The 26,074-nt window shown below is 65.3% G+C and carries 22 protein-coding genes and 1 tRNA gene; 14 read left to right on the forward strand and 9 right to left on the reverse strand.

The window, feature by feature from the left end; all coding sequences use genetic code 11:
* Positions 1 to 32 precede the first annotated feature (32 nt).
* Positions 33 to 117, forward strand: a tRNA-Leu gene (locus tag U5817_RS07905).
* A gap of 170 nt (positions 118 to 287) precedes the next feature.
* Positions 288 to 1,571 (forward strand): sodium:proton antiporter, encoded by a 1,284-nt coding sequence (locus U5817_RS07910; protein ID WP_169125554.1) that lies wholly within the window; start codon positions 288 to 290, stop codon positions 1,569 to 1,571.
* Here U5817_RS07910 and U5817_RS07915 read toward each other — a convergent pair whose 3' ends face one another.
* On the reverse strand, positions 1,572 to 2,552 hold the full coding sequence (locus U5817_RS07915; RefSeq protein WP_169125553.1) for an MBL fold metallo-hydrolase: 981 nt from the start codon (positions 2,550 to 2,552) through the stop codon (positions 1,572 to 1,574).
* Between the two features lie 103 nt (positions 2,553 to 2,655).
* Positions 2,656 to 4,320 (reverse strand): energy-dependent translational throttle protein EttA, encoded by a 1,665-nt coding sequence (gene ettA, locus U5817_RS07920; protein ID WP_169125552.1) that lies wholly within the window; start codon positions 4,318 to 4,320, stop codon positions 2,656 to 2,658.
* 138 nt (positions 4,321 to 4,458) lie between these two features.
* On the opposite strand from ettA, the gene U5817_RS07925 reads away from it, so the two are divergent.
* Positions 4,459 to 6,459, forward strand: coding sequence for a CHASE domain-containing protein (locus U5817_RS07925; RefSeq protein WP_407280302.1), 2,001 nt, complete (start codon positions 4,459 to 4,461; stop codon positions 6,457 to 6,459).
* A 12-nt stretch (positions 6,460 to 6,471) separates the two neighbouring features.
* On the opposite strand, the gene U5817_RS07930 is transcribed toward U5817_RS07925, so the two are convergent.
* From U5817_RS07930 to U5817_RS07940, 3 genes are all read right to left on the reverse strand, one after another.
* A complete protein-coding gene (locus tag U5817_RS07930) occupies positions 6,472 to 6,717 on the reverse strand; it encodes a biotin/lipoyl-containing protein (RefSeq protein ID WP_407280303.1) in 246 nt (81 codons plus the stop codon).
* 29 nt (positions 6,718 to 6,746) lie between these two features.
* Positions 6,747 to 7,169, reverse strand: coding sequence for a hypothetical protein (locus tag U5817_RS07935; RefSeq protein WP_169125549.1), 423 nt, complete (start codon positions 7,167 to 7,169; stop codon positions 6,747 to 6,749).
* 119 nt (positions 7,170 to 7,288) lie between these two features.
* Complete coding sequence (locus U5817_RS07940) at positions 7,289 to 8,065, reverse strand: ferredoxin--NADP reductase (protein ID WP_407280304.1); 777 nt, start codon at positions 8,063 to 8,065, stop codon at positions 7,289 to 7,291.
* A gap of 101 nt (positions 8,066 to 8,166) precedes the next feature.
* Here U5817_RS07940 and U5817_RS07945 point away from each other — a divergent pair, with 101 nt between their 5' ends.
* On the forward strand, positions 8,167 to 9,093 hold the full coding sequence (locus U5817_RS07945) for a LysR family transcriptional regulator (protein ID WP_169125547.1): 927 nt from the start codon (positions 8,167 to 8,169) through the stop codon (positions 9,091 to 9,093).
* A gap of 90 nt (positions 9,094 to 9,183) precedes the next feature.
* Here U5817_RS07945 and U5817_RS07950 read toward each other — a convergent pair whose 3' ends face one another.
* Complete coding sequence (locus U5817_RS07950; RefSeq protein WP_407280305.1) at positions 9,184 to 11,841, reverse strand: glycosyltransferase; 2,658 nt, start codon at positions 11,839 to 11,841, stop codon at positions 9,184 to 9,186.
* Positions 11,842 to 12,100: 259 nt separating this feature from the next.
* On the opposite strand from U5817_RS07950, the gene U5817_RS07955 reads away from it, so the two are divergent.
* Positions 12,101 to 12,532: a hypothetical protein gene (locus U5817_RS07955; RefSeq protein WP_407280306.1), complete on the forward strand. Its 432-nt coding sequence runs from the start codon at positions 12,101 to 12,103 to the stop codon at positions 12,530 to 12,532.
* On the opposite strand, the gene U5817_RS07960 is transcribed toward U5817_RS07955, so the two are convergent.
* The 3 genes from U5817_RS07960 to gcvH all read right to left on the reverse strand — a co-directional run bounded on the left by U5817_RS07960 (position 12,434) and on the right by gcvH (position 17,495).
* A complete protein-coding gene (locus U5817_RS07960) occupies positions 12,434 to 14,050 on the reverse strand; it encodes a beta-1,6-glucan synthase (protein ID WP_407280307.1) in 1,617 nt (538 codons plus the stop codon). The genes U5817_RS07955 and U5817_RS07960 overlap by 99 nt on opposite strands.
* A gap of 87 nt (positions 14,051 to 14,137) precedes the next feature.
* The gene (gcvP, locus tag U5817_RS07965) at positions 14,138 to 17,044 is read right to left on the reverse strand and encodes an aminomethyl-transferring glycine dehydrogenase (RefSeq protein ID WP_407280308.1); all 2,907 of its coding nucleotides are present in this window, start codon (positions 17,042 to 17,044) and stop codon (positions 14,138 to 14,140) included.
* Positions 17,045 to 17,111: 67 nt separating this feature from the next.
* The gene (gene gcvH, locus U5817_RS07970; RefSeq protein ID WP_169125544.1) at positions 17,112 to 17,495 is read right to left on the reverse strand and encodes a glycine cleavage system protein GcvH; all 384 of its coding nucleotides are present in this window, start codon (positions 17,493 to 17,495) and stop codon (positions 17,112 to 17,114) included.
* A 652-nt stretch (positions 17,496 to 18,147) separates the two neighbouring features.
* On the opposite strand from gcvH, the gene U5817_RS07975 reads away from it, so the two are divergent.
* From U5817_RS07975 to nusA, 9 genes are all read left to right on the forward strand, one after another.
* The gene (locus tag U5817_RS07975; protein ID WP_407280309.1) at positions 18,148 to 19,014 is read left to right on the forward strand and encodes a 3',5'-nucleoside bisphosphate phosphatase; all 867 of its coding nucleotides are present in this window, start codon (positions 18,148 to 18,150) and stop codon (positions 19,012 to 19,014) included.
* Positions 19,015 to 19,028: 14 nt separating this feature from the next.
* Positions 19,029 to 19,661 carry an L-threonylcarbamoyladenylate synthase gene (locus U5817_RS07980; protein ID WP_169125542.1) on the forward strand — a complete coding sequence of 211 codons (633 nt, stop codon included), beginning with the start codon at positions 19,029 to 19,031 and terminating at the stop codon, positions 19,659 to 19,661.
* A 79-nt stretch (positions 19,662 to 19,740) separates the two neighbouring features.
* Positions 19,741 to 20,400: a site-2 protease family protein gene (locus U5817_RS07985; protein WP_407280310.1), complete on the forward strand. Its 660-nt coding sequence runs from the start codon at positions 19,741 to 19,743 to the stop codon at positions 20,398 to 20,400.
* Between the two features lie 3 nt (positions 20,401 to 20,403).
* Positions 20,404 to 21,606 carry a tryptophan--tRNA ligase gene (locus U5817_RS07990; protein WP_169125540.1) on the forward strand — a complete coding sequence of 401 codons (1,203 nt, stop codon included), beginning with the start codon at positions 20,404 to 20,406 and terminating at the stop codon, positions 21,604 to 21,606.
* A 37-nt stretch (positions 21,607 to 21,643) separates the two neighbouring features.
* Complete coding sequence (locus tag U5817_RS07995; RefSeq protein ID WP_407280311.1) at positions 21,644 to 22,474, forward strand: segregation and condensation protein A; 831 nt, start codon at positions 21,644 to 21,646, stop codon at positions 22,472 to 22,474.
* A complete protein-coding gene (scpB, locus tag U5817_RS08000) occupies positions 22,455 to 23,048 on the forward strand; it encodes an SMC-Scp complex subunit ScpB (protein WP_407280312.1) in 594 nt (197 codons plus the stop codon). Before U5817_RS07995 ends, scpB begins: the two co-directional genes overlap by 20 nt.
* Before the next feature lie 55 nt (positions 23,049 to 23,103).
* A complete protein-coding gene (rluB, locus tag U5817_RS08005; protein WP_246262119.1) occupies positions 23,104 to 23,991 on the forward strand; it encodes a 23S rRNA pseudouridine(2605) synthase RluB in 888 nt (295 codons plus the stop codon).
* 152 nt (positions 23,992 to 24,143) lie between these two features.
* The gene (rimP, locus tag U5817_RS08010; protein WP_210148113.1) at positions 24,144 to 24,572 is read left to right on the forward strand and encodes a ribosome maturation factor RimP; all 429 of its coding nucleotides are present in this window, start codon (positions 24,144 to 24,146) and stop codon (positions 24,570 to 24,572) included.
* A 24-nt stretch (positions 24,573 to 24,596) separates the two neighbouring features.
* Positions 24,597 to 26,072 (forward strand): transcription termination factor NusA, encoded by a 1,476-nt coding sequence (nusA, locus tag U5817_RS08015; RefSeq protein WP_169125536.1) that lies wholly within the window; start codon positions 24,597 to 24,599, stop codon positions 26,070 to 26,072.
* The last annotated feature ends 2 nt before the right edge of the window (positions 26,073 to 26,074 follow it).

Raw genomic sequence — 26,074 nt, forward strand, 5'->3', positions numbered from 1 at the left:
ATGGCGGCAGCCCGCTCTGCGGGTACGGCGGGGCCCAAGTGGCGGAATTGGTAGACGCACCAGATTTAGGTTCTGGCGCCGCGAGGCGTGGGGGTTCGAGTCCCTTCTTGGGCACCATACGGCGTGATCGCAGTGCGTGCGGAGTCGGTCTTCGCACGGTGGATGCGGTACTTGGCCGCGTCAGCCTTTCATTGCCGGGCATCGTTTCCTGCCGACCGCGTAGCGGAAGTTACTGATACCGGAGAAAGGGGCTCCTGCCACACCTTTCCGCATTCACGGATTACGCAATGACTAACGCGCAGTGGTTTCTGCTGGTGGGCGGCCTTTTGCTCGCGATGGGCCTGACTTCGTCGGTCCTCAAGCGCTTGCCGGTCACCAGCGCGATCATCTACCTCGCGGTCGGCGTGCTGGTCGGGCCGACCGTGCTGAACCTCTTCCATTTCAATCCGCTCAAGGAATCGGCGCTCCTCGAGATCCTCACCGAGGCGGCAGCACTGATCTCGTTGTACGCTGCGGGCGTCAAGATGCCCGTTCCGGTCAGCATGGCGAGGTGGCGCAAACCGGTGCTGCTCGCGTTCGTGTCGATGGCAATCACCGTCGGCCTGGTGGCCGTCTTTGCGCATTACGCGCTGGGGCTGCCGCTCGGCGCCGCGATCCTGCTTGGCGCGATCGTCGCGCCGACCGATCCGGTGCTGGCGACCGAGGTGCAGATTCGCCACCCGGGTGACCGCGACCGCCTGCGCTTCACGCTGACCTGCGAAGCCGGCATGAACGACGGCAGCGCGTTTCCCTTCGTGATGCTCGGTCTAGGCCTGCTCGGGCTGCACGAACTGGGCGAGATGGGCGCGCGCTGGCTGCTGGTCGACGTGGTGTGGGCAACCGCTGCCGGCATTGCGCTGGGTGCGGTCGCCGGCGCCGGCCTCGCCCATCTGGCGCATCGGCTGCGCAGCAGCCGCGCCGAGCACGGCCTGCTCGACGACTTCCTCGGGCTGGGCCTGATCGCGCTGGTGTATGGCCTCAGCCTGCTGATCAGTGTGTGGGGCTTTCTCGCGGTGTTCTTCGCTGCCGTCGCGCTGCGCCAGACGGAGCGCAAGCTCGTGGGCGCCGGGCCGGACGTCCCGGACCGCCTGCTGGCTTATGACAGCCCGGAAGGCGGTGAAGCTACCCCCGCTGCGACGGTCAGCGAGGGCTCGCTGGTGTTCAAGGAACACCTCGAGCGCTTGTCCGAGGTGGTGCTGATCCTGCTGATCGGCGGGACCTTGTTTGTCGACTCGTGGAGCTGGCGCGCCGTGTCACTGGCGCTGTTCCTGTTCCTCGTCGCACGTCCCGTGAGCGTGTTCGTCGGCTTGGCGGGCACGCGAACGCCCTGGAATGCGAAGGCGCTCGCCGGCTGGTTCGGCGTGCGCGGGATCGGTTCCCTCTACTACCTGATGTACGCCATCCAGCACGGCCTGCCGGAAAAGCTGGCGCTCGAGCTGATCCACATGACACTGATCGTCGTCACTCTGTCGATCCTGTGCCATGGGATCAGCGTCAAGCCGCTGATGGAGCGTTTCTGGCCGGAACGCTGATCACTGAGCCGGCTTGGGGAGCGGCGCGTACTCGATCGGCACCCAGGCGTAGACGCCCTTGCCGTCTGCGCGCACGTGGCCGATACCGGGGAAGGGTAGATGCATGCCGGCCACCAGCGTCTTGCTCGCCGCCAGCGAATACATCAGGCTGCGGCGGGTCGCCACCGCCTGGGTCTGGTCGAAGTCGAACTCGATCGACACGCCGGGCAACGCGAACTGTACCGCATGCGAGTGCACGATGTCGCCCCAGATCAGCAGCTTCTGGCCGGCCGACTCGAGGGAGATGGCGCTGTGGCCCGGCGTATGGCCGTAAGCCTTCACCGCACGAATGCCCGCGGCGATCTCGGTGCCGTCGGCAAAGGTGCGCCACTTGCCGCGTGCCTGGTAGGGAGCCGCGACTTCGCGCGCCATCCTGAAGAAATCCTGCATCTCGGGTTTTGCGGCGGCAGCAGCCTCGGGCGACAGCCAGAAGTCGTTGTCGAGCACCGACACGTACACGTTGGCGTTCGGAAAGACCGGCGGAGCCGCCGGATCGCCGAGGCCGCCGATATGGTCGGGGTGCATGTGGGTCAGGATGATGGTGTCGACCTGCGCGGGGTCGTAGCCGGCCGCCCTCAGGTTGTCGACGACGAAGCCGAGCGTGGGCCCGAAGAGCTTGGCCGCACCGGCATCGACGAGGATCAGGTTGCCGCCGGTGTTGATCAGGTAGGCATTCACCGCGGTCTGCATCTTCGGGTTGCCGACGAAACCGCGTGCCAGCATCCGGCTGATGTCTTCCGGTTCGGCGTTCTTGAGCAGCTTGGTGTCGAGCTCGATTGCGCCGTCATACAGGGCGGTGACCTCGAACTGCCCGACCATGGTCCGGTAGTAGCCCGGAACCTGGGTCTTCACCATGGGGGCTTCCGCCAGCGCCGGTGCGGCCGGCGCAAGGGCGAACAACGCGGCACTCACGGCGAGAATTCGCTGGAGGCTCTTGTACATGGAAATTCTCCTGTCGGTTGGGGCGATGAGCGCGTCATGGAGAATAGCGCAAAACGCGCTCATCGCGAGGCGGGCTGCTCCGGCAGCCCGGCGGCGATGCGGATCAGCGGGTGATCGGTTTGTAGCGGATGCGCTTGGGCTTCGCGCCTTCCTCGCCCAGACGCTTCTTCTTGTCTTCCTCGTATTCCTGGTAGTTGCCCGCGAAGAAGGTCCACTGCGAGTCGCCTTCGGCCGCGAGGATGTGCGTGCAGATGCGGTCGAGGAACCAGCGGTCGTGGCTGATGATCAGCGCGCAGCCGGCGAACTCGAGCAGCGCGTCTTCCAGCGCGCGCAGCGTCTCGACGTCGAGGTCGTTCGACGGTTCGTCGAGCAGCAGCACGTTGCCGCCGGAAATCAGCGTCTTGGCGAGGTGCAGGCGGCCGCGCTCGCCCCCGGACAGGTTGCCGACGATCTTCTGCTGGTCGCCACCCTTGAAGTTGAAGCGGCCGATGTACGCGCGGCTGGGCATCTCGAAGCGGCCCACGGTGAGCACGTCCGCGCCGTCGGAGATGGCCTCGAACACCGTCTTGTCGTTCGCCAGCCCCTCGCGCGACTGGTCGACCGCCGCCAGCTTCACGGTCGAGCCGATCGTGATCTCGCCCGAGTCCGGCTTGTCGCGGCCCTCGATCATCTTGAATAGCGTCGATTTGCCGGCGCCGTTGGGACCGATCACACCGACGATCGCGCCGGGCGGGATGCTGAAGCTGACCTTGTCCATCAGCAGCTTGTCGCCGAAGGCCTTGGTCACGCCGTTGAATTCGATGACCTTGTCGCCGAGGCGCTCGCCGGGGGGGATGAAGATCTCCTGCGTCTCGTTGCGCTTCTGGTATTCGACGGTGGCCATCTCCTCGTAGCGTGCAAGGCGGGCCTTGGATTTCGCCTGGCGGGCCTTCGGGTTCGAGCGCGCCCATTCCAGCTCGGTCTTCATCGCCTTCATGTGCGCGTCGATCTGCTTCTGCTCCTGCTCGAGGCGCTCTTCCTTCTGTTCCAGCCACGAGGAGTAGTTGCCCTTCCACGGGATGCCGTGGCCGCGGTCGAGTTCGAGGATCCACTCGGCGGCGTTGTCGAGGAAGTAGCGGTCGTGCGTGACCGCGACGACGGTGCCGGGGAAGCGGGTCAGGAACTGCTCCAGCCATTCCACCGACTCGGCGTCGAGGTGGTTGGTCGGCTCGTCCAGCAGCAGCATGTCGGGCTTGGACAGGAGCAGCTTGCACAGCGCCACGCGGCGCTTCTCGCCACCGGAAAGATTGCCGACGACCGCGTCCCACGCCGGCAGGCGCAGCGCATCGGCGGCGATCTCCATCTGGTTCTCGATGTCGGAGCCGGCCGTGGCGAGGATGTTCTCGTACTTCGCCTGTTCCTCGGCGAGCTTGTCGAAGTCCGCATCGGGCTCGGCGTAGGCGGCGTAGATCTCTTCGAGCCTCACGCGGGCCTCGACGATCTCGCCCAGGCCGGATTCGACCTCTTCCTTGACGGTCTTGGTTGGATCGAGCTGCGGTTCCTGCGGCAGGTAGCCGATGCGGATGCCCGCGAGGTGCTGCACGTCGCCCTCGTATTCCTTGTCGGCGCCGGCCATGATGCGCAGCACCGTCGACTTGCCCGAGCCGTTCAGGCCGAGCAGGCCGATCTTGGCGCCGGGGAAGAACGACAGCGAAATATCCTTGATGATCTGCCGCTTCGGCGGCACGACTTTGCTCACGCGGAGCATCGACATTACGTATTGGGCCATTGGGTCGCTTTCTGTTTCGGTCGAACCGATATGATGAAGTGCGCAAAGGATACCTCAAGCCCGCCACCGCTTGCGCTGTCGTGGAAGTGAGAAGGAATCACGCGCCGCCGGTCGTGCTGGCCGTTATCATTTTGTTACATGATGACGGTGTGGGTGCGTTGCTGTGACCCGCCCCAGCTCCGGATGGATCGCGAAATGCACGATGCCGAAGTTCAGCGTGCCGACACCGCACCGATGCGTGCCTGGTCGCCGTGGGGGGGCGTATTCATTGCAGTGGCCCTCGCTTGCTCGATCGGTGCAGCGGTGGTCGTCTGGCGCCACCTCGGACAGCGGCATGACGAGCAGGTGCGCGTGCATCTGGCGAGCCATTCCGCTGAAGTGGTCCTCACGGTCCGGGAGCGGTTCCAGTCCTATCGCATGTTGTTGCGCGGCAGCCAGGCATTCATGCGATCGCGCGCCGAGCTCGACCTGCTTGCCTGGCGGACCTACCTGCAGCGACTGTCCTTCCAGGAAGACTTTCCGGGCGTGCAGGGGATCGGATTCGCCCAATCGATCCTGCCGGGCCAACTCGAGGCGCACACGCGGGCCATGCGCGAATTCGCGCGCGATGACTACCGGGTTTGGCCCGAGGGGCAGAGGGCGTTGCTGAGCAGCATCGTCGTGCTGGAGCCGGCTGACTGGCGCAATGCCCGCGCGATCGGATACGACATGTATTCCGAGCCGGTCAGGCGCGCGGCGATGGACCGGGCCGTGCATTCGGGTGATGCTGCCCTGAGCGGGAAGACGGTTCTTGTCCAGGAAACGGAGGCGGACGTGCAGGCGGGCGTTCTGCTCTACATGCCGCTGTTCGCGGACGGAATGCCGGTCGCAACCGATGCCGAGCGCTGGGCAGCGCTCCGGGGATGGGTCTACATGCCGTTCCGCATGGCGAGCCTGATGCGCCAGATGCTGGACCAGCATCCCGGGCAGATCCGCATGCAGGTGTTTGACCGCAGCATCGCAGCGGAAGCCCTGCTTTACGACAGTCATGCCGGGATGCCCGAATCCGCTTCCCATCCGGTCAGTGTCGAGCGTGTGTCACTCGGCGGGATCGAATGGATCATCCGGCTACATGCTCTGTCGTCCTTCGATGCCGAACCTGATATTCGTCAGGCCGAATTCGTATCGGTCGTGCTGGTCGGTGTGCTGCTGGTGGTGGCAGCGCTGTTCTTCGTTGTCACCCGCGAGCGGGCAACCCGTTTGGCGCGGACGACCGAATCGCTGCGCCGCAGCGAGGCGAAATACAGCACGCTCGTGAACCTCGCGCACGACGGCATAGCGGCAACCGATGCGGAATTCAGGCTGACCTTCGTCAATCCGGGATTCATCGAGCTCGTCGGGCGCGAAGAGTCGAGTTTGATCGGGCTGGCGCTCGATGAGTTGTGGGCCGAAGGTGGTGGCGAAAGCCGCGACGCCATGCTCGCCCGCCTCGGCGAGGGGGAAAGCAGGCACTATGAGGTCCGACTGACGCGCGGAGACGGCAGGCAGTTGACGGTCCTCGCCTCGCTGGCGCCGCTCAACGACGGTTGGGGGCAAATGAAGGGAGCCATCGCACTCCTGTCGGATATCACCGAGCGCAAGGAGGCGGAGCGGCGCATTGCCCACATGGCCACGCATGACATTCTGACCGGCGCCGTGAATCGGCTGATGTTCGGCGAGCTGCTCGGTTATGCGCTCGTGCAGGCGCGTCGCTCGGGGCATCGCTTCGCGCTGCTGTTTGTCGATCTCGACCGCTTCAAGCAGGTCAACGACGATCTTGGACATCATGTCGGCGACATGCTGCTGTGCGAGGCCGTGCGGCGCATGCAGGGTTCGATCAGGTCGTCCGACGCGCTCGGACGGCGCGGTGGTGACGAATTCGTGGTGTTGCTGCCTGAAATCAGTGCCGACACGGATGCCGAGATCGTCGCGGAGAAGATCCGCAGCGCGCTCGAAAAGCCGTTCACGTTCGAGGGCCGCGAAGTGCGCATTTCGTCGAGCATCGGGATTGCGCTCTATCCCGAGGATGGCAAGGACGAGCACGAGCTGATGTGCCGTGCCGACGAGGCCATGTACCGGGCGAAACTCGGCGGGCGCAATCGCGCATGCCGGGCGCGTTAGCGGCAGCGGGCCTCAGCCGACGGCAACCAGCGCGATCAGGTCACCCTCGTCGATCAGATCGCCTTCATCGACCTTGACCTCGACGATGGTGCCGGCGCGGGGCGAGGGGATGTCCATCGCGGTCTTTCCGGTTTCCAGGACGATGAGCGGTTCGTCGAAGCCGATGCGTTCGCCGGCCCGCACGAGCACGCTCTGCACGAAGACATCCTCGGTCCGGCAGTTGCCGCAGCTGTCCCAGCATTCCGGAAATTTCGGCATGCGGACCTCGACGACTTGGGCCGCCGCCGTCATCGCTTGCCGGGCGCGGTCGAAACGGCGTCGACGAACATCACCGACTGGAAGGTGCGCTTGAGCAACTTGCTGTAGAACTGCGCCATGGTCACGCCTTCGTCGAACTGCACCATGTCGCCACGCATGATGTTCATCCGCGCGGTGGCGATCCAGTAGCTTTTCCCGCCCTCGTCGACTTCGATGTAGGTGTACTCGTTGGCGTCGATGGAATCGAGCGCGACGCCGGTGCGGCGCAAGGGAGCGGACTGGTCCACTCCGGGTCGGATCAACTGCATCGCCGCGCCCGGCGAGGGATGCCCCGGTGGCGGAGCGGAGTGGGCTGCGGGGGGCGCCATGGCCAATAGCGCCGCCAGCACCGGGAGTGACAAACGTGCGGCGGCGTACACAGAGGACACGACCGTCCGGCGAGGGAGTTCCATGCTTCGATCCGGCTTGCTGCGAGTACATGGAAGTGTACTCCTGCACGGCCGCTTGTGCATGCAGCTTGTTGTGCCCCGACGTAACGGTCACATATTTGGCATTAAGTGCCGCTGCCCGCTCATTTCTCCACGAATGCACGCTCGATCACGTAGTCGCCCGGGTCACCGATGTGCTTCGAGATATGGAAGCCGCGCGAGTCGAGCAATTCGCAGCAATCCTTGAGCATTGCCGGGCTGCCGCAGATCATTGCGCGGTCGACGCCGGGGTCCAGCTCGGGCAGCCCGATGTCGCGGAACAGCTTGCCGCTGTTGATGAGGTCCGTGAGGCGCCCCTGGTTCTCGAACGGTTCGCGCGTCACCGTGGGATAGTAGATGAGCTTCTCGCGCACGAACTCGCCGAAGAATTCGTGCTGGGGCAGTTCGTGGGCGATGAAGTCGCGATACGCCAGCTCTGATACGGTACGCACGCCATGGATGAGCACGACGCGCTCAAAACGCTCGTAGGTCTCGAGATCCTGGATCACGCTCATGAAGGGAGCCAGTCCGGTGCCGGTCGACAGCAGGTAGAGGTGCTTGCCGGGCTTGAGGTCGTGCAGCACCAGAGTGCCCGTGGGCTTCTTGCTGACAACGATGGGATCTCCCTCCTTCAGATGCTGGAGACGCGAGGTCAGGGGGCCGTTGGGTACCTTGATGCTGAAGAATTCGAGGTGCTCCTCGTGGTTCGGGCTCGCGATGCTGTATGCACGGGTCAGCGGGCGGCCCTCGACCTCGAGTCCGATCATCACGAACTGGCCGTTCGTGAAGCGTAGTGCGCGATCGCGGGTGGTACGGAAGCTGAACAGGGAATCGTTCCAGTGGTGCACGCTCAGAACGCGCTCGGTTGCCAGGTTGCTCATTTCGGGTCTTGCTCCGCTTCGATGTCCGATGGAGCGATTCTAGTGAGTGGCGCTAAGCTGATGCGTGGATAATCTGGATAATCAATATCTATTGAATCGATATGAAGCACACCCTCCGGCAGCTCGAAGTCTTCGTCGCGACGGCACGCGCAGGCACCGTGTCGAAGGCCGCCGAACATCTCGCAATGTCGCAGTCTGCGGCGAGCAGCAGCCTCGCGGAATTCGAACGCCAGTTCGACGTGCGCCTGTTCGATCGCGTCGGCAAGTCGCTGCGCCTAAACGAGCTTGGTCAGCGCCTGCTGCCACGTGCGGTCGAACTCCTGGCGCGCGCCGAGGACATCGAGGATCTGCTCCAGGGCGGCATGGGCTTCGGCAGCATGAGGATCGGGGCGACGCTCACGATCGGCAACTATCTCGGCACCCTGATCGTGGCGACCTTCCTGCAGCGCCACCCCGAGAGCCGCATCCACCTGAGCGTGCATAACACGGCGACCATCGTCCAGCAGATCGCCGGCTTCGAGCTCGACATGGGCATGATCGAGGGCAGCTGCCACCATCCCGATCTCGAGGCCGTGCCGTGGCTGCACGATGAGCTGGTGGTGTTCTGCGCACCCTCGCATCCGCTGGCGAGCGCGCGGCGGGCAAGCCTGGACGAACTGACGCGCCAGCCGTGGATCCTGCGCGAAATCGGATCCGGTACGCGGGAAACCTTCGATCACGCCATGCGCCATGTCGCGGCGCGCATCGACGTGCGCCTGGAACTGGAGCATACGGAGGCGATCAAGCGTGCGGTCGAATCAGGGCTGGGGATCGGCTGCATTTCACGCCTCGCGCTGCGGGAGGCATTCCGGCGCGGCAGCCTGGTGCCCGTCGATACGCCGGAACTGGACCTGCAGCGCTCCTTCCATTTCCTCTGGCATCGCCAGAAGTTCACCACGCCGGGCATGCGTGCCTTCATTGCCCTGTGCCGAGAGATGACTGCGGGGGCACGCACCAGCGACGAGATTCCGCTCGCCTATATCCCCTGAGCCTTCGGGCCCGGAGCCGTGCCGGTGCGGCAGCAGACGTGAAAAGGGCGCCATGCGGCGCCCTGATTGCTCATGCGGGCCTGTGTGGCCTCACCCGGCCTGTCCCGCCGTGCCGCCGGAGCTGCTCGCCAGAGCCTTCGCCGGCTCGGCCTCGGGCATGTACGACGCCACCTGGCAGGCGATGGACGCGAGATAGGGCACGCATTGCAGCGCCAGGATGCCGACCCACAACTGCACCTCGAGGTCGTCGTAACCGCGCTGCAGCACCAGCACGATGCCGCCCAGCACCAGTGCGACCAGCAGGCCGATCTCCTCGCGCAGCGGCGAGAAGAACGCGAGGGTGCCCTTGTCCTTCCAGCCCTTCGGGGTGCGGACGAATTCGCCGCGCCGCTTGACGAGCCCCGCGAACACGCCGCGCGCGATCGCATGCGCGAGCCCGACCGACAGTATCGAGGCGCCGAGGATGTCCTTCCACGGGGCGTCCATGGTGCGTCGGTAGAGGATCGGTCCCAGGCCGGCCTTGAACGCCATGAAGGCGAGGATGGGAATCGCCAGCGAGGTCACGGGCAGGCCGAAGGCCTTGGGGTAGAACAGGATGCCGACGGTCCATGCCAGGCTCGCGAATGCGAACACGAGCTGCAGTGCGTCGCCCAGCCACGCGAACCAGCCCGTGAGGAAGTGGTAGCGCTGGGCAAGGTTGAGCCGGCTCGGGCCGATCATCGCGGGCAGGTGGTGCTTGAGGATCTGCATCGCGCCGAAGGCCCAGCGGAAGCGCTGGCTCTTGATCGCCGGGAAGTCCGCCGGCGTGAGGCCACGGCCGAGGATGTGGTCGACGTAGCGGGTGTCGTAGCCCTTTTCGATCAGGCGCAGACCCAGTTCGGTGTCCTCGCAGATGCACCATTCCGACCAGCCGCCGACGTCGTCGAGCGCGAGGCGGCGCACGAGGGTCATCGTGCCATGCTGGATCAGGGCATTGCGCTCGTTGCGGTGGTGCATGCCGATGCGGAAGAAGCCGTCGAACTCCCAGTTGCACATGCGGCGGAAGGGGTGCGTTTCCCAGTCGCGGTGTGCCTGCGGCGCCTGCACGACGGCAACTTCCGCGTCGTCGAAATGCGGGATCAGGCACGACAGCCAGTCGGGCGACACGACGTAATCGGCATCGACGACGCCGACGACTTCCGCGCGCGGGTCGGTCTGGCGCAGGCCGAAGTTCAGTGCGCCGGCCTTGAAGCCCGGCCAATTGTCGAGATGGTAGAAGCGGAAGCGCGGCCCCAGCTCGGCACAGCGCTTCTCCAGCGGCTTCCACAACGCCTCGTCCTTGGTGTTGTTGTCCAGGACGAGGACCTCGAAATTCTGGTACTTCATCGCCGCAAGGCTGTCGATGGTCGCGATGACCATCTCCGGCGGCTCGTTGCAGCAGGCGAGGTGGATCGAGACGAAAGGCTCCTTGTCCGCATCGTGCGGGGGCAGGGGCAGGAAGCGGCGATTCCACTTGCGCTTGAACAGCACCTCCCCGAACTCGAAGCCGTGGGACAGCAGCACCGCGATCGTCAGCACCGTTGCGCCGATGAGCATCGCGAGGCCGATGAGGTCGCGCTGCGTGAGGTAATAGTCGGCCGGCACGTTGATGCCGATGACCAGCGTCGCGGCGCAGGCTTGGACCAGACTGGCAAGCCACAGGCGCCCGATCACGCTCCAGTCGCGCAGGAAGAAGGCGATCAGGAACATTGGCAGGAAGGCGATCAGCCCTGCGGTGCGTGCCTTGTCGTGCCAGCGCACGTCCTTCACGACGAGGCCGTCGAGTGCGAATTTCTGGTGGCGGTCGGCATTGAACATGCCCCAGTACGCGCCGGCCCAGCCTTCGATCTCGATCTTCCACGGCTGGTCGATCGCTTCCATGATGTAGTAGTCGAGCGTGGCCGAGCGCGGATGGGCGAGGAACTCGCGGATGAAGCGCGCCTGGTTCTCGGCGGAGGCGACCCCCTTCGTATCCCCGCCGCCCAGGCTGTCCATGACCGGACCGCGGCTCGGCCAGCCGATTTCGCCGATGACGATCTTCTTCTTGGGGAAGTGTTTCACGAGTTCGTCGTAGCGCATCAGCGCGTAGTCGACTGCGTTCTCGACCGGCACCCCCTCGTGGTAGGGCAGCAGATGCACGGTGATGAAATCGACGCTGTTGGCCAGTTCCGGATTCTTCAGCCAGACGTGCCAAGGCTCCGCGGTCGACACGGTCTTCTTCGAGCGCTTGAGTGCCTTGCGCGCCTTGTCGAGGTGGACGGCAAGTTCCTTGACGGTCAGGTCGCCACGCAGCAGGACCTCGTTGCCGACGATGACGCGGTCGACGTGGGAGTACTTGCGTGCCGACTCGATGACTGCGTCGACTTCCTTGGCGTTGCGCTCCTCGTCGGGGCCGATCCACGCACCGGCCATCACGGTCAGCTTGCGGTCGAGCGCGAGCGGAACGATGGCGGGGGTCTCGAGGCTGCCGTAGGTGCGGATGTGCTCGGCGGACTGGGCGAGCAGATCGAGGTCGCCGCCGATCTCGGCGTCGCTCGGGTAGATGCCCTGCAGCGGGTTCTGCTCGCGCTGGTAGGGGCTGTAGGCGTATCCGTGGATGCTGTTGGCGGCGCCGACGAATTCGGTGCCGCGGTTCCAGCGTTCTGCAATCAGGTACTGCGCGCCGGCGATGATTCCGGCAATGATCAGAGCTACGACAATTCGGTAAATCAGCGAAGCCGCGTTTTTCATCAGGATCAATGTCCCTCGAGGACTGCATCAAACACCGCGGTGCCTGCCCCCGACGGGCGAGGCACCGGGCCTTGCGGTGCAATAAAATACTTCCGGCTATGCCAGAATCGGTGCATACGGGCCCGTACAGCCGTTGGCCGCGGAGTTTATGCGCTTTTTCTTCTGCTTAGCAAAGAGATTGTGGGTTAATTTGCAACACGTTTCAGCCTCGTTTTCGGGGCTTTGATTAATAAGGAAAAAGGCGTTGTCAGGAGAGGAAATGCGGCGGGGTGGTGGTATTGCCGGTCTGGTCGGGGTGAGTGCGGTCGTGTTGGCGGCGGTCCTGCTGTTGCGGTATGCGGTGCTGGAGGCGGGGGCATTTCCGGCTGACTGCAAGCCGCTGTTTGCCGACGGTCCGGAGGGGTTGTGTCTGGTGAAATGGGCCCTCGTCCAGGCCTTCATGCAGCAGCGCCTCGGCTGGGTGAGTCTGGCGCTGGGCGTGGTCGCCTTCGCCTCTGGCCGTCGCCCCGCGGCGTGGGCCGGGTGGTTGAGCGGAATTGCGGGGCTCGTGCTCTACAGTTTCGATTACGCGGCAGTCGGCGCGATGCTGTCGTTACTGGTTCTTGCGCGCAATGGCGCGCAGGCACGGGGCGGCAAGGAACAGTCCCGTGGCGAGCCACGCGACGGCCTGCGGGTTGAAGGGTTCCGGTAACCAGCGGCCTGCGACGCACACGGCGATCACGAGACCGCACACCTTTTCCTCTACGCCGAAGCGGTTCGCCGCCCACCATCCGGTGACGCCGAACACGAGGGTCGGGACGAGGTAGAGGAACACCGGGAAGTCGCGGTAGCGCGGGTCGGCGAACAGCAGCAGGGCCGCGACCGCCGCGGCGAACAGCAGGACGCCGCGCAGCAGTCCCAGCCACTTCCCGGCGCCGAGGTGGGCCGGGCCGCCGGTGCGAAGGGCTGCCCAGGCCTCGCCCGCGGTGCAGATGGGCGTGGCGCCCGGCCAGCGCGCAGCCGCCGGGGCGGCCAGCAGGCCGAGGACGCCGATGCTGCCCAACAGCCACCATTCGAAGGTGTCGCGCCAGGCGAGCTGCGCATGTTCCCAGCCGAGAACCGCGGCGAGCCCGCCGACCGCGCCGGTTGCAGCCAGCGCGGCAAGCCGTGCCGGCGTCCCGCGCGTGCCGAATGCCAGCAGCAGGCACAGGGTCGCCCCGAGTGCGGCGCCTGCGAGCGGTGCAGCAAGGCCGGAGCGCTCGGCGACCGGGCCGGCGAGGGGGAATTTCGGACTCAGGTCGGTGCCGAGCATGCCCCAGAAGCCGCCGACCGTGCCTTCGAGGCGGCGCTTCCACGGCTGGTCGATGGCCTCGATGAGATTGTAGTTCCAGCCCTTTTCGTGCGCGACATGCACGAATTCGCGGATGTAGCGGGCCTGATTGACCTGGGACGGCTCCGAGCCCTGGCGCTGGCGACCGGCGCTGGGCCAGCCGGTCTCACCGATCATCAGCGGCTTGTCGAAGTGCTTGCGGACCTCGTCGAACACCTCGGCGACGTGCACAACGGCACGGTCGATCGCGACCGGATGGTCTTCCCAGAAAGGGAGAATGTGCACGGTGACCCAATCGACTGACTCCGACAGCTTGGGGTGCTGGAGCCAGAACTCCCAGACGTCGGCATAGGTCACCGGTACCGTCGCGCGTGCGCGTGCATACTCGATCAACTCGCGCATCTCGGACTCGGTCCGTTCGCGGCGCAGCAGCACCTCGTTGCCGACGATCAGGACGCGGACGACGTCTGCATAGTCGTTGGCGAGCGCGATCGCGTGGTCGAGTTGCTTCATGTTGCGCTTGGGATCGGCATTCACCCAGGCGCCGAGCAGCACCTTCAGTCCGACTTCGCGCGCCACTGCCGGCACCTGGTCCAGCCCCTGGTCGACCGAATAGATGCGCACGCACTCGGTGATCTGCGCTAGTGCGGCGAGGTCCGCGGCGATCTGCTCGCGCGAGATCACGAGCTTTTCGTCGAAGGGCGTCTGGCCGGGAAGCCGATAGGGGGCGTAGGAGACGCACTTCAGTCGTTCGCCGTCCGCGAGCTTGAGATCATGCATCGGCACCGGCCGGGTCTGCTGCACGAGCATGATGCCAAGGACCAGTAGCACGATCAGGGCCGAGGCGAGCAGGCCGAGCCAGTTGCGGTCGTTCGGCGTGGACGGGGCGTGCATTGACATGGAGGCGCGTGGGGCTCGTGTGGCGAAGGTCGAAAAAAAGCCACGCCGATGTGGCGTGGCTTCCGTTGGGCGAGAAGCGGCGCGATTTTAGCCTGCGTAGTCTTCCATCGGCACGCAGGCGCAGAACAAATTGCGGTCGCCGTATACGTCGTCGATGCGATTGACGCTGGGCCAGAACTTGTTCTCGGTGACCCACGCCAGTGGGAATGCGGCCTGCTCGCGGGTGTAGCCGCGCGCCCAGTCGCCGATGAAGTCGGCCTGGGTGTGCGGGGCGTTCTTCAGCGGGTTGTCCTCGGCGGTCCAGCGGCCGGCCTCGATCTCGCGGATCTCGTCGCGGATCGCGATCATCGCGTCGATGAAGCGGTCCAGTTCCGCCAGGTCCTCCGATTCGGTGGGCTCGACCATGATGGTGCCGGCAACCGGGAAGGACATCGTCGGTGCGTGGAAACCGTAGTCCATCAAGCGCTTCGCGATATCCACCTCGCTGACCCCGGTCGCCGCCTTGATCGGACGGATGTCGAGGATGCACTCGTGCGCGACGCGTCCCTGTGAGCCCGTGTAGAGCACCGGGTAGTGGTCGGCTAGGCGGCCGGCGATGTAGTTGGCGTTGAGGATCGCCGCCTGGGTCGCCTGGCGCAGGCCTTCGCCGCCCATCATCGCGATGTACATCCACGAAATCGGCAGGATGCTCGCCGAGCCGAAGGGGGCGGCGCTGACCGCGCCCTGACCCTTGTTCGGACGGTCCTCGCCGCCAGTCGCGGCGACGACGTGATCGGCCATGAAGGGCGCCAGATGCGCCGCGAGCCCGATCGGGCCCATCCCCGGACCGCCGCCGCCGTGCGGGATGCAGAAGGTCTTGTGCAGGTTCATGTGGCTGACGTCCGCGCCGATGTGCGCGGGCGAGGTCAGCCCCACCTGGGCATTGAGGTTGGCGCCGTCCATGTACACCTGGCCGCCGTGCTCGTGCACGATGGAGCAGATCTCGCGGATCGCCTCCTCGAAAACGCCGTGCGTCGATGGGTAGGTAATCATCAGTGCAGAGAGGCGGTCGGCGTGCTGTGCGGCCTTCGCGCGCAGGTCGGCGACCTCCACGTTGCCCTTGTCGTCGCAGGCGACCACCACCACTTCCATGCCGCACATCTGCGCCGTCGCGGGGTTCGTGCCGTGCGCCGACTTCGGGATCAGGCACACGTTGCGATGCGCCTCCCCGCGGCTGGCGTGATAGCGGGCGATCGCCACCAGGCCGGCATATTCGCCCTGCGCGCCCGAGTTAGGCTGCATGCAGATTGCGGGGAAGCCCGTGATGGCCCTGAGGTAATCGGCGAGGGCTTCGATCATCTCGAGGCATCCGGCGGCCTGTTCGCGCGGCGCGAACGGGTGCATGTTCGCGAACTCCGGCCAGGTCACGGGGATCATCTCGCTCGTCGCGTTGAGCTTCATCGTGCAGCTGCCGAGCGAGATCATCGAATGATCGAGGGCGAGGTCGCGATTCTGCAGCTTCTTCAGATAGCGGAGCATCTGGTGCTCGGTGCGGTGCGTGTTGAACACCGGGTGCTTCAGGATCGCGTCGTCACGCAGCAGCGCCGCCGGGATGGCGCCGCCGGTGGCCGCGACCGCGGCGTCGAGTGCGGCGATGTCGGCGTCCGCGCCGAAGCACTGCAGCACGGCGGCGACGTCGGCGGCCGTCGTGGTCTCATCGACCGAGATGCCCAGCACGGCGTCCGAAACATTGCGCAGATTGAAGCCGGCTGCGTCGCATGCTACGGCGATCGCAGCAGTCCGCGCGCCGGTCTCGACCTGCAGGGTGTCGAAGAAGGCCGCCGTCGGCACCGCGAAGCCGGCGCGGCGCAGGCCCTCGGCGACGATCGCGGCGAGGCGGTGGATCCGCGCCGCGATCGTGCGCAGCCCCTCCGGGCCATGATAGACGGCGTAGAAGCCGGCCATGTTCGCGAGCAACACCTGAGAGGTGCAGATGTTGGAGTTCGCCTTTTCGCGGCGGATATGCTGTTCGCGCGTCTGCAGCGTCATGCGCAGCGCGGTCTTGCCGCGCGTGTCCTTCGATACGCCGATGATGCGGCCCGGCATCGCGCGCACATTGGCCTCGCGCGTCGCGAAGAAGGCGGCGTGCGGGCCGCCGAAGCCCATCGGCACGCCGAAGCGCTGGGCCGAGCCGAGTGCAATGTCGGCACCCATGGCACCGGGAGACTTGAGCAGAACCAGCGCCATGAGGTCGGATGCGACGGCGGTGACGGCCCCCTTCACCTTCAGCGCCGCGATCGTGCCGCCGAGATCGGCAATCTCGCCGCGCTCGTTAGGATATTGCAGCAGCGCGCCGAACACCTCGTGGTCGGCCGCGCTGGCAGCCGGGCCGAACACCAGTTCGAAGCCGAAATAGGCGGCGCGGGTGCGCACGACGTCGATCGTCTGCGGGAAGCAGGCTTCGTCGACGAAGAAGGCATTGGCCTTCGACTTGCTGACGCGCCGCGCCATCGTCATCGCCTCGGCGGCGGCCGTGGCCTCGTCCAGCAGGGAGGCGTTCGCGAGCTCCAGTCCGGTCAGGTCGATCACCATCTGCTGGTAGTTCAGCAACGCCTCCAGGCGACCCTGGGAGATCTCGGCCTGATACGGGGTGTAGGCGGTGTACCAGCCGGGATTCTCCATCACGTTGCGCAGGATCACGGCAGGTGTGAGGGTGCCGTAATACCCCATGCCGATCAGCGACCTCTTCACGACGTTCTTCCGTGCGATCGCGCGCAGCTCGGCCAGTGCCTCATGCTCGGGCTTCGCGCCGCCGAGGGGCAGCGGCCCGGGGAGGCGGATTCCTGACGGGACGGTCTGGTCGATCAGCGCGTCCAGCGTCGGAGCGCCGATGGCCGCGAGCATCTTCGCGACCTCGGCAGGGTTCGGTCCGACGTGGCGGGCAATGAAGGCGTCGCGCTGCTCGAGCCCGGACAGGGGCGCATGCACGGAGGAGGAGGCAGGGGTGTTCGACATGAAGAAAACTCGACTGGTATGCCGGGCCGCGCATCGCCGGCCCAGGAGGGAGATGCGTGCGGCGGAATCAGGCGTTGGCGACGGCTTCGTAGCCGGCGGCGTCGAGCAGATTGGTGAGGTCCGCCCCGGCGTCCGGCCGGATCTTGAACAGCCAGGTGCCGTAGGCGTCGGCATTCACCGATTCGGGCGCATCGACTGCTGCCTGGTTGAACTCGACGACTTCGCCCGAAACCGGCGCGTAGATGTCCGAGGCGGCCTTGACCGACTCGATCACCGCACAGGCTTCACCCGCGGTAACGCCGCGGCCTGCTTCGGGCAGTTCCAGGAATACCACGTCACCCAGCGCTTCCTGGGCGTGATCGGTCACGCCCACGGTCAGCGTCCCGTCGGCTTCGACGCGGATCCATTCGTGCGATTTGGTGTATTTCAGGTTTGCGGGAAAGTTGCTCATGACGGGCTCCAGTGATGGAAGGTTCGTAGTCCAGGCTTCGGTGCCGGATGCGGTGTTGCTTTCGTTATGATCGATTGTCGATGTCAGCGTCGCAGGTCAACGGTGCCGGCCGCCCGATGCGCGACAGAGCGCCCCTCGATCCTGCGATGTCGGCCGTCCACGCTTGCGTTGGCGGGGTGACGCTGCGGGAACGATCGGGCACCGGAAAATGAACGAGAAACAAGGCTGGATGAAAAGGCGTCTGCATGGGAACCGGACGCTCCTGCCTAAACGCGGAATCGGTTGTCGAGACTGTCAGCGCAATGCCCTGGGGCCTGCGTTGCAGAGCCGTGCGCGCCCGACTCGGGTGTCCGGGAGGTCGCGAGCTTACGGTCGATGCTGCAGTGGATCCGGTGATATGCCGGCTCCTGCAGGCGTCGCTTTCGCTCGCTTCGTTCCCCCGGGCCGGCATTCGGTCCGCGTGCCTGCGCGATCTCCGGGATGTTGCCAGCGGCGTTTTTCTATCCGGAATGCTCACCCGCTCCCGCGCGACGGGCGGACGATAGCACCACGTCGAGGGGCTGGCAACGGCCGGGGCGGCCATGCGGTTTGCTATCATGAAAAAAACATCTGTTCCGGCGTCCGGCCGGGATGAGGCACCAGATCCCCAACCATGTTCCCGAATGCCGATCTTCATTGCCACTCGACCGTATCGGACGGCTGGCTGACTCCCGCCGAGGTGGTGCAGCGCGCAGCGGCCAATGGCGTCGAACTGCTAGCACTCACCGATCATGACGAGGTGGGAGGGATCGACGAGGCGGCGGCCGCGGCGCGCGAGTGCGGCATTGCGCTGGTCCCCGGGGTGGAAATCTCGGTGACCTTCCGCGACGAGACCATCCATGTGGTCGGCCTGGGCATAGACCATCGAAATGTGCGACTGCTGGACGGGCTGGCGCAGGTGCGCTGCGGCCGCGAGCAGCGGGCGCAGGCCATGAGCGATGCGCTCGACGCCGTCGGCCTGCATGGCGTGCTCGAAGGCGCGCGCCGGTTTGCGCGCAACCCGGCGCTGGTGGGTCGTGCACATTTCGCCCGCCACATCGTTGCGAGCGGACTGATGCCCGATGTCGGAACGGTGTTCCGCTACTACCTCGCCCGCGGCAAACCCGGCTTCGTTCCCCACGTATGGGCTCGGCTCGAGGACGCGGTGGGCTGGATCCGCGCGGCCGGCGGCATCGCGGTGATCGCTCATCCCGGGCGCTACCGTCTCTCCGCAAGCGACATGGATGCGCTCTTCGACGACTTCGTCGCCTGCGGCGGCGAGGCGCTGGAGGTCGTTTCCGGTGCCCATGCCGCTCCGGACGTGCAGCGCTTCGCAAGCGTCGCGCGCCGCCGTGGGTTGCTCGCCTCGCGCGCCTCCGATTTCCACGGCAGCAGCGAAAGTTCCGTCGATCTAGGTCGCTGCGATCCGCTGCCGCCCGACCTCGTTCCCGTCTGGTCGCGACTCGGGGCGCCAGCGCCCGTCGCCGCCGGGCTCCCCTGATCCGGAATGCATTCATGGCCCAGTTCTTTTCGCTTCATCCTGAGTTTCCCCAGCCGCGGCTGATCCGCCAGGCAGCCGAGATCATGCGCGCCGGCGGGCTGGTCGCTTTCCCCACCGACTCGGCCTACGCACTCGGCGGCATCACCGGCGATGCCGATCTCCTGCAGCGGATCCGCCGGCTGCGCGGGGTGGACGAGCGCCACCACTTCACCCTGATGTGCCGAGACCTCTCGGAGATCGCAAAATACGCCCGGGTCGACAATGCCCAGTATCGTCTGCTGAAGGCGGTCACGCCGGGCCCGTACACCTTCATTCTCGAGGGCACGAAGGAACTGCCCCGGCGCGTGCTGCATCCCAAGCGCAAGACCATCGGCCTGCGCGTTCCCGAGCATCCCGTGGTGGCGGCGCTGTTGCAGGAGTTGGACGAGCCCATCCTCACCTCCACGCTACTCCTGCCCGACGACGATTTCCCGCTGACGGACCCCGAGGAGATCCGCGAACGTCTCGAGAAGCAGGTCGAACTCGTCATCGAGGCCGGCTACTGTGGTCCCGAGGCGACCACCGTGATCGACCTCACGTCGGGCGCCCCGGTGCTGGTACGCGCCGGCCGCGGCGATCTGGCGCCATTCGGCCTGGAAAACGACTGAAAGTGCCGGAGGAGGGCGCGTGCGGACGTGGGGGATTTCCCCGCTCTGCTAGAATGCGGCGTTTTGCCCCCCTGACTTCATGGAATCGCTGATCGCCACCCTTGCCATCTGGGCCTTGCCGGTGCTGCTTGCCATCACGCTGCACGAGGCTGCGCATGGCTATGTGGCGCGGCATTTCGGCGATCCCACTGCGGAGCAGGAGGGGCGCATCACCCTCAATCCGTTCAAGCACATCGATCCGGTCGGAACCGTGATCGTGCCGGGTGCCATCCTCGCGCTCAGTTCGCTGCTGGGTAGCGGAGGAATGCTGTTCGGCTGGGCGAAGCCGGTGCCCGTCAACTTCAACCGCCTGCGCCGGCCCAAGGCCGACATGCTCTGGGTCGCGGCGGCAGGGCCGTTCATGAATTTCCTGATGGCGCTCGCTTGGGCGCTGCTGCTGAAGTTCGGCATGTCCGATCCGCACGGCATGTACGCGGAACCGATGCGCGAGATGGGCATGGCCGGCATCCAGATCAATTCGGTGCTGATGCTGCTCAATCTCCTGCCGATTCCGCCGCTCGACGGCGGTCGCATCGTCGTCAGCCTGCTGCCGCACCGGCTGGCGTGGAAATTCGCGCGTATCGAGCCCTACGGCTTCCCGATTCTTCTCATCCTCCTTTTCACCGGCATCCTCGGCCACATTCTGTGGCCGCTGATCGCACTCTTCCAGATCCTTCTCGCGACGCTTTTCGGGTTTTAAATCATGTACGCAGAACGCGTTCTCTCTGGCATGCGCCCGACCGGGCGACTTCATCTCGGCCACTACCACGGCGTGCTCAAGAACTGGGTCAAGCTGCAGGAGGAATACCCCTGCCTGTTCTTCGTCGCCGACTGGCATGCGCTGACCACGGTCTACGACAATCCCGAAGTCATCACCGACAGCGTGTGGGACATGCTCGTCGACTGGCTCGCGGCCGGTGTCGATCCCGAGAAGGCCACCATCTTCATCCAGTCCAAGGTGCCCCAGCACGCCGAACTGCACTTGCTGCTGTCGATGATCTCGCCGGTGGGCTGGCTCGAGCGCGTCCCGACCTACAAGGACCAGCAGGAAAAGCTCGCCCACAAGGACCTCGCCACTTACGGCTTCCTCGGCTATCCGCTGCTGATGTCGGCTGACATCCTCCTGTATCGTGCCGACAAGGTACCCGTCGGCGAGGACCAGGTGCCTCACATCGAATTCACGCGCGAGATCGCCCGTCGCTTCAACCATCTCTTCGGGCGCGAGCCCGGTTTCGAGGACAAGGCGAAGGAAGCGGTCAAGAAGCTGGGCGGCAAGACCGGCAAACTGTTCGAGGAGCTGCGCAAACGCTTCCAGCAGGAAGGCGAAACCGAAGCGCTCGAGCAGGCGCGGCTCATCCTGCGCGATGCGGGAAGCGTCAGCCATGTGGATCTCGAGCGCCTGCACGGCTACCTCGAAGGCAGCGGCAAGATGATCCTCGTCGAGCCGGGTGCGCTCCTCACCGAGGCCGCGCGGATGCCCGGCCTGGACGGCCAGAAGATGTCGAAGAGCTATGGCAACACCATCTTCCTGCGCGAAGATCCGGCCACGGTCACGAAGAAGATCCGCACCATGCAGACCGACCCGGCCCGCGTGCGCCGCACCGACCCGGGCGACCCGGAAAAGTGTCCGGTGTGGCAGTTCCATGCCATCTACTCCGACGCCGACACGCGCAGCTGGGTGCAGCAGGGCTGCCGAAGTGCCGGCATTGGTTGCATCGAGTGCAAGCAGCCGGTCATCGACGGCGTCCTCAAGGAACAGGTCGTCATGCACGAGCGGGCCCAACGCTATCTCGACGACCCCGCCCTGATGCGGCGCATTGTCGCCGACGGCTGTGAACGCGCCGCCGTGCTCGCCGAAGAGACGATGCGCGACGTGCGCGAGGCGATGGGCCTCTCGTACCGCTGACGCACTGGCAGACGGTGGCTTGCAGGATGAGTGTGGCATGAACATGCCGCTTGCACTGGCTCCGGCCGAGACGCCCGTCCCGGTCGAGGTCTTCGCTCGCCTGTACGGCGAGCCGCTGCTCGAGCTGCCCAAGGACCTCTACATCCCGCCCGACGCGCTCGAAATCTTCCTCGACGCCTTCGAGGGGCCGCTCGACCTGCTGCTCTACCTGATCCGCAAGGCCAACCTCAACATCCTCGACATCCCGATGGCGCCGCTCACCGAGCAGTACCTCGTCTATGTCGAGGCAATGCGCCGCCACAACCTCGAACTGGCGGCCGACTACCTGCTCATGGCCGCGACGCTGCTGGAGATCAAGTCGCGCATGCTGCTGCCGCGTCCGCCGCGCGAGAGCGAGGACGAATCGCTCGACCCGCGCGCCGAACTGGTGCGCAGGCTGCTCGAATACGAGCAGATGAAGATGGCGGCTGCGCGGCTCGACGCCATGCCGCGAATCGAGCGCGACCACGAATGGGTCGGCATCTTCGTTGCCGAGAAGGTGGTCGAGCGCCTGCCCGAGGTCAGTCTGCACGACCTGCAGTTCGCCTGGCTCAAGATCATGAAGAAGGCCCGGCTGACGCAGCATCACCAGGTGAAGCGCGACGAGCTGTCGGTGCGCGAACACATGACGACGATCCTGCGCAAGCTGGCTGACGGCGGCTTCGTCGTCTTCGACACCCTGTTCGAATCCGCGCGCGGTCCGGCGAGCCTGGTCGTGAGTTTCCTCGCGGTGCTCGAACTCGTGAAGGAAAAACTCGTCCACGTCGCGCAGAACGAGCCCTTCGCGCCGATCTACGTGAAGCTTGCCGATGCAGCCAACGACGCCTGAAGACTTCAAGCGCGTGATCGAGACGGCCCTGCTGGCAGCAACTGCGCCGCTGCAGGTCGCCGATGTCCGGCGACTTTTCGATCCCGACCCCGGGGCCGATCTCGTCCGGCGTCTGCTCGACGAGCTGCGTACCGACTGGACCGGGCGGGGCGTCGAGCTGGTGCAGATCGCCTCCGGCTGGCGTTTCCAGACGCGACCGGAGTATCAGGTTTTCCTCGATCGGCTGAAGGAAGAAAAGCCACCGAAGTATTCGCGCGCCGTACTGGAAACGCTCGCGATCATCGCCTATCGTCAGCCTGTCACGCGCGGCGACATCGAGGACATCCGCGGCGTTGCAGTGTCTCCCAACGTGTTGAAGACGCTGGAGTCGCGTGGGTGGGTAGACGTCGTCGGGCATCGCGATACGCCTGGGCGTCCGGCTCTGTTCGCGACGACGCGGCGGTTTCTCGACGACCTGGGCCTGCGCAGCCTCACCGAATTGCCCGCGCTAACCGAAATTGAAAGGATCATGGATCTTGTCGACACCAAAGAAATCGAATCGGCCGCTCCGGCCGCCAACGAAGAAGAAAGCTGAGCCTGCGGCGGGGCCGCAGCGCGCGCATGAAGCCCCTCGGCCCGGTCGCATTGACATGCCTGCGGAGACGGGGCGCGAACTGCCCCTGCGGCGCGGGTCGGCCGTCGGTCGCGCCGCGCCGCAGGAAGAGCATGAACCGGAGCGGCTGCAGAAAGTCCTGGCCCGACTCGGAATCGGTTCGCGGCGCGAGATCGAGGAATGGGTCGTCGCCGGGCGCATCACCGTCAATGGCGAACCCGCCGAGCTGGGGCAGAAGATCGGCCCCGGCGATCGCGTCAAGCTCAACGGCAAGCTCCTTTCGGTAAGATTTTCGGCGCGCGCCCCGCGCGTGCTGATCTACCACAAGCCCGAAGGCGAAATCGTCTCGCGCGAGGATCCGGAAGGGCGGCCCACCGTCTTCGAGCGTCTGCCGCTGTTGCGTAAGGGGCGCTGGATCGCGGTCGGCCGGCTCGACTTCAACACCTCGGGCCTGCTGCTGTTCACCAACGACGGCGCCCTCGCCAACCAGCTGATGCATCCGCGCTACGAACTGGAGCGCGAATATGCGGTGCGCCTGCTCGGCGAACTCACCGACGAGCAGATCGAATCGCTGAAAACGGGCATTCAGCTCGAGGACGGGCTTGCGCGCTTCACGAACCTCACCGATCAGGGCGGGGAGGGAGCCAACCATTGGTACAAGGTCACCTTGTCCGAGGGGCGTAATCGCGAGGTGCGCCGCATGTTCGAGGCCGTCGGGCTGACGGTCAGCCGCCTGATGCGCGTGCGTTACGGCCCGGTGACGCTGTCCTCGCGCCTCAAGCGCGGCATGTGGATGGAGATGCCCGAGGAAGAAGTGTGCAAGCTCGCCGGCGTTCCACGGCCGCAGCGCCAGGTTTCGGCGCGCACCGCAGAAAAGGAACGCCAGGTCCGCTTGCATCGCACCACGCCGCGCGGACGGGCATGAGCGCGCGGGTCCCGCCGGCTTTGCAATTGCCTGTTTTCAATGGGGCTGTTATAATCGCAAAGCTTTGATACTGGCTTCCCAGTCGGTATCGTTTTGTGGATGGAATCAACAAAGATGGGCGTTACGCCCATTTTTTATTTGTGGGCGTGGAAATGGACGTCGAGCGTCTGGTCGAACAGGTGGTCACCGGCCTGGGTTTCGAACTGGTGGATTTCGAGACTTCCCCGAAGGGGCGGTTGATGCGCGTGTTCATCGACATCGAGCGTGGTGTGAATGTCGATGATTGCGCGACGGTCAGCAATCAGCTGACGCGCGTTTTCGAGGTCGAAAACGTGGACTACGATCGACTCGAGGTTTCCTCGCCCGGGCTGGATCGGCCGCTCAAGAAGGCTGCCGATTTCGAGCGCTTTGTCGGTAGCGAGGTGCAGGTTCGCCTGCGCATGCCGATCGGCAATCAACGGAATTTTGCCGGCGTGCTCACTGGCTTTGCCGAAGGTGTGGTGCATCTGAGTACCGGAAAGGGCGATGTGGCCCTTCCCTTCGACGAGGTCGAGAAGGCGCGTCTCGTGCCCAGATTTTGAATTCGTGTGTGGAGATTTTGATTAATGAGCCGCGAAATTTTGCTGCTTGTCGATGCGCTGGCGCGCGAAAAGAATGTGGCCAAGGACATCGTCTTCGGTGCCCTGGAAACGGCGCTTGCCTCTGCGACGAAGAAGCGTATCAATGACGAAGCCGACGTGCGCGTGACGATCGACCGCGAGACGGGCGACTACGAGTCCTTCCGCCGCTGGGTGGTGCTGCCCGACGAGGAGGTCGTCAACGACGAGGCCGAGATGGGCATTATCGATGCTCGCGACGTTAAGCCCGGCATCCAGGTCGGCGACTACATCGAGGAGCCGCTCGAGCCGATCGACTTCGGCCGCATCGGCGCCCAGGCCGCCAAGCAGGTGATCCTGCAGCGCATCCGCGATGCCGAGCGCGAACAGGTGCTCAACGACTTCCTCGATCGCAAGGAACACCTCGTTTCGGGCTCGATCAAGCGCATGGAGCGCGGCAACGCGATCATCGAGGTCGGACGTCTCGAGGCCATGATTCCGCGCGATCAGATGATCCCGCGCGAGAACCTGCGCGTCGGCGATCGGGTGAAGGCCTTCCTGCTGCGCATCGATCGCGGTGCACGCGGTCCCCAGTTGATCCTCTCGCGCACGGCGCCGGACTTCCTTGGCAAGCTGTTCGAGCTTGAAGTCCCCGAGATCGAGGACGGCCTCCTTGCAATCAAGGCCTGCGCCCGCGACCCCGGCCTGCGTGCGAAGATCGCCGTGCAGTCGAACGATGCACGCATCGATCCGATCGGCACCTGCGTCGGTCTGCGCGGTTCGCGCGTGACCGCGGTGCGCAACGAGATCGCCGGCGAGCAGATCGACATCATCGTGTGGTCGCCGGATCCCGCGCAGTTCGTCATCTCCGCGCTGCAGCCCGCCGAGGTCGTGTCCATCGTGGTCGATGAGGAAAAGCACAGCATGGATGTCGTCGTCGACGACAACAACCTCGCGATCGCGATCGGTCGCAACGGTCAGAACGTGAAGCTCGCCTCCGAGCTGACCGGCTGGACCATCAACCTGATGAGCGAAGAAGAGTCCGCGCAAAAGTCCGGCCAGGAGCGCCAGAGCCTGCGCCAGTTGTTCATGGATAAGCTCGACGTCGACGAGGAACTCGCCGACATCCTGATCGACGAAGGTTTTTCTTCGCTCGAAGAAATCGCGTACGTGCCGCTCGCCGAAATGCTCGAGATCGAAGCCTTCGATGAAGAGACGGTCAACGAGCTGCGCAATCGTGCGCGCAACGTCCTGCTCACCGAGGCCATCGTGACCGAAGAGCAGCTGGAAAATGTTTCCGACGATCTGATCAATCTCGAAGGGATGGATAAGCCGCTCGCCGCCAAGCTGGCCGAGCATGGCGTGCGTACCCGCGATGATCTCGCCGATCTCGCAGTCGATGAGCTCGTCGAAATCGCCGGAATCGAACAAGAACGTGCCAGCGCGCTGATTTCCGTCGCGCGCGCGCACTGGTTCGAAGAATGAGG

The organism is Aromatoleum evansii (assembly GCF_045689615.1).
GTDB lineage: Bacteria > Pseudomonadota > Gammaproteobacteria > Burkholderiales > Rhodocyclaceae > Aromatoleum > Aromatoleum evansii.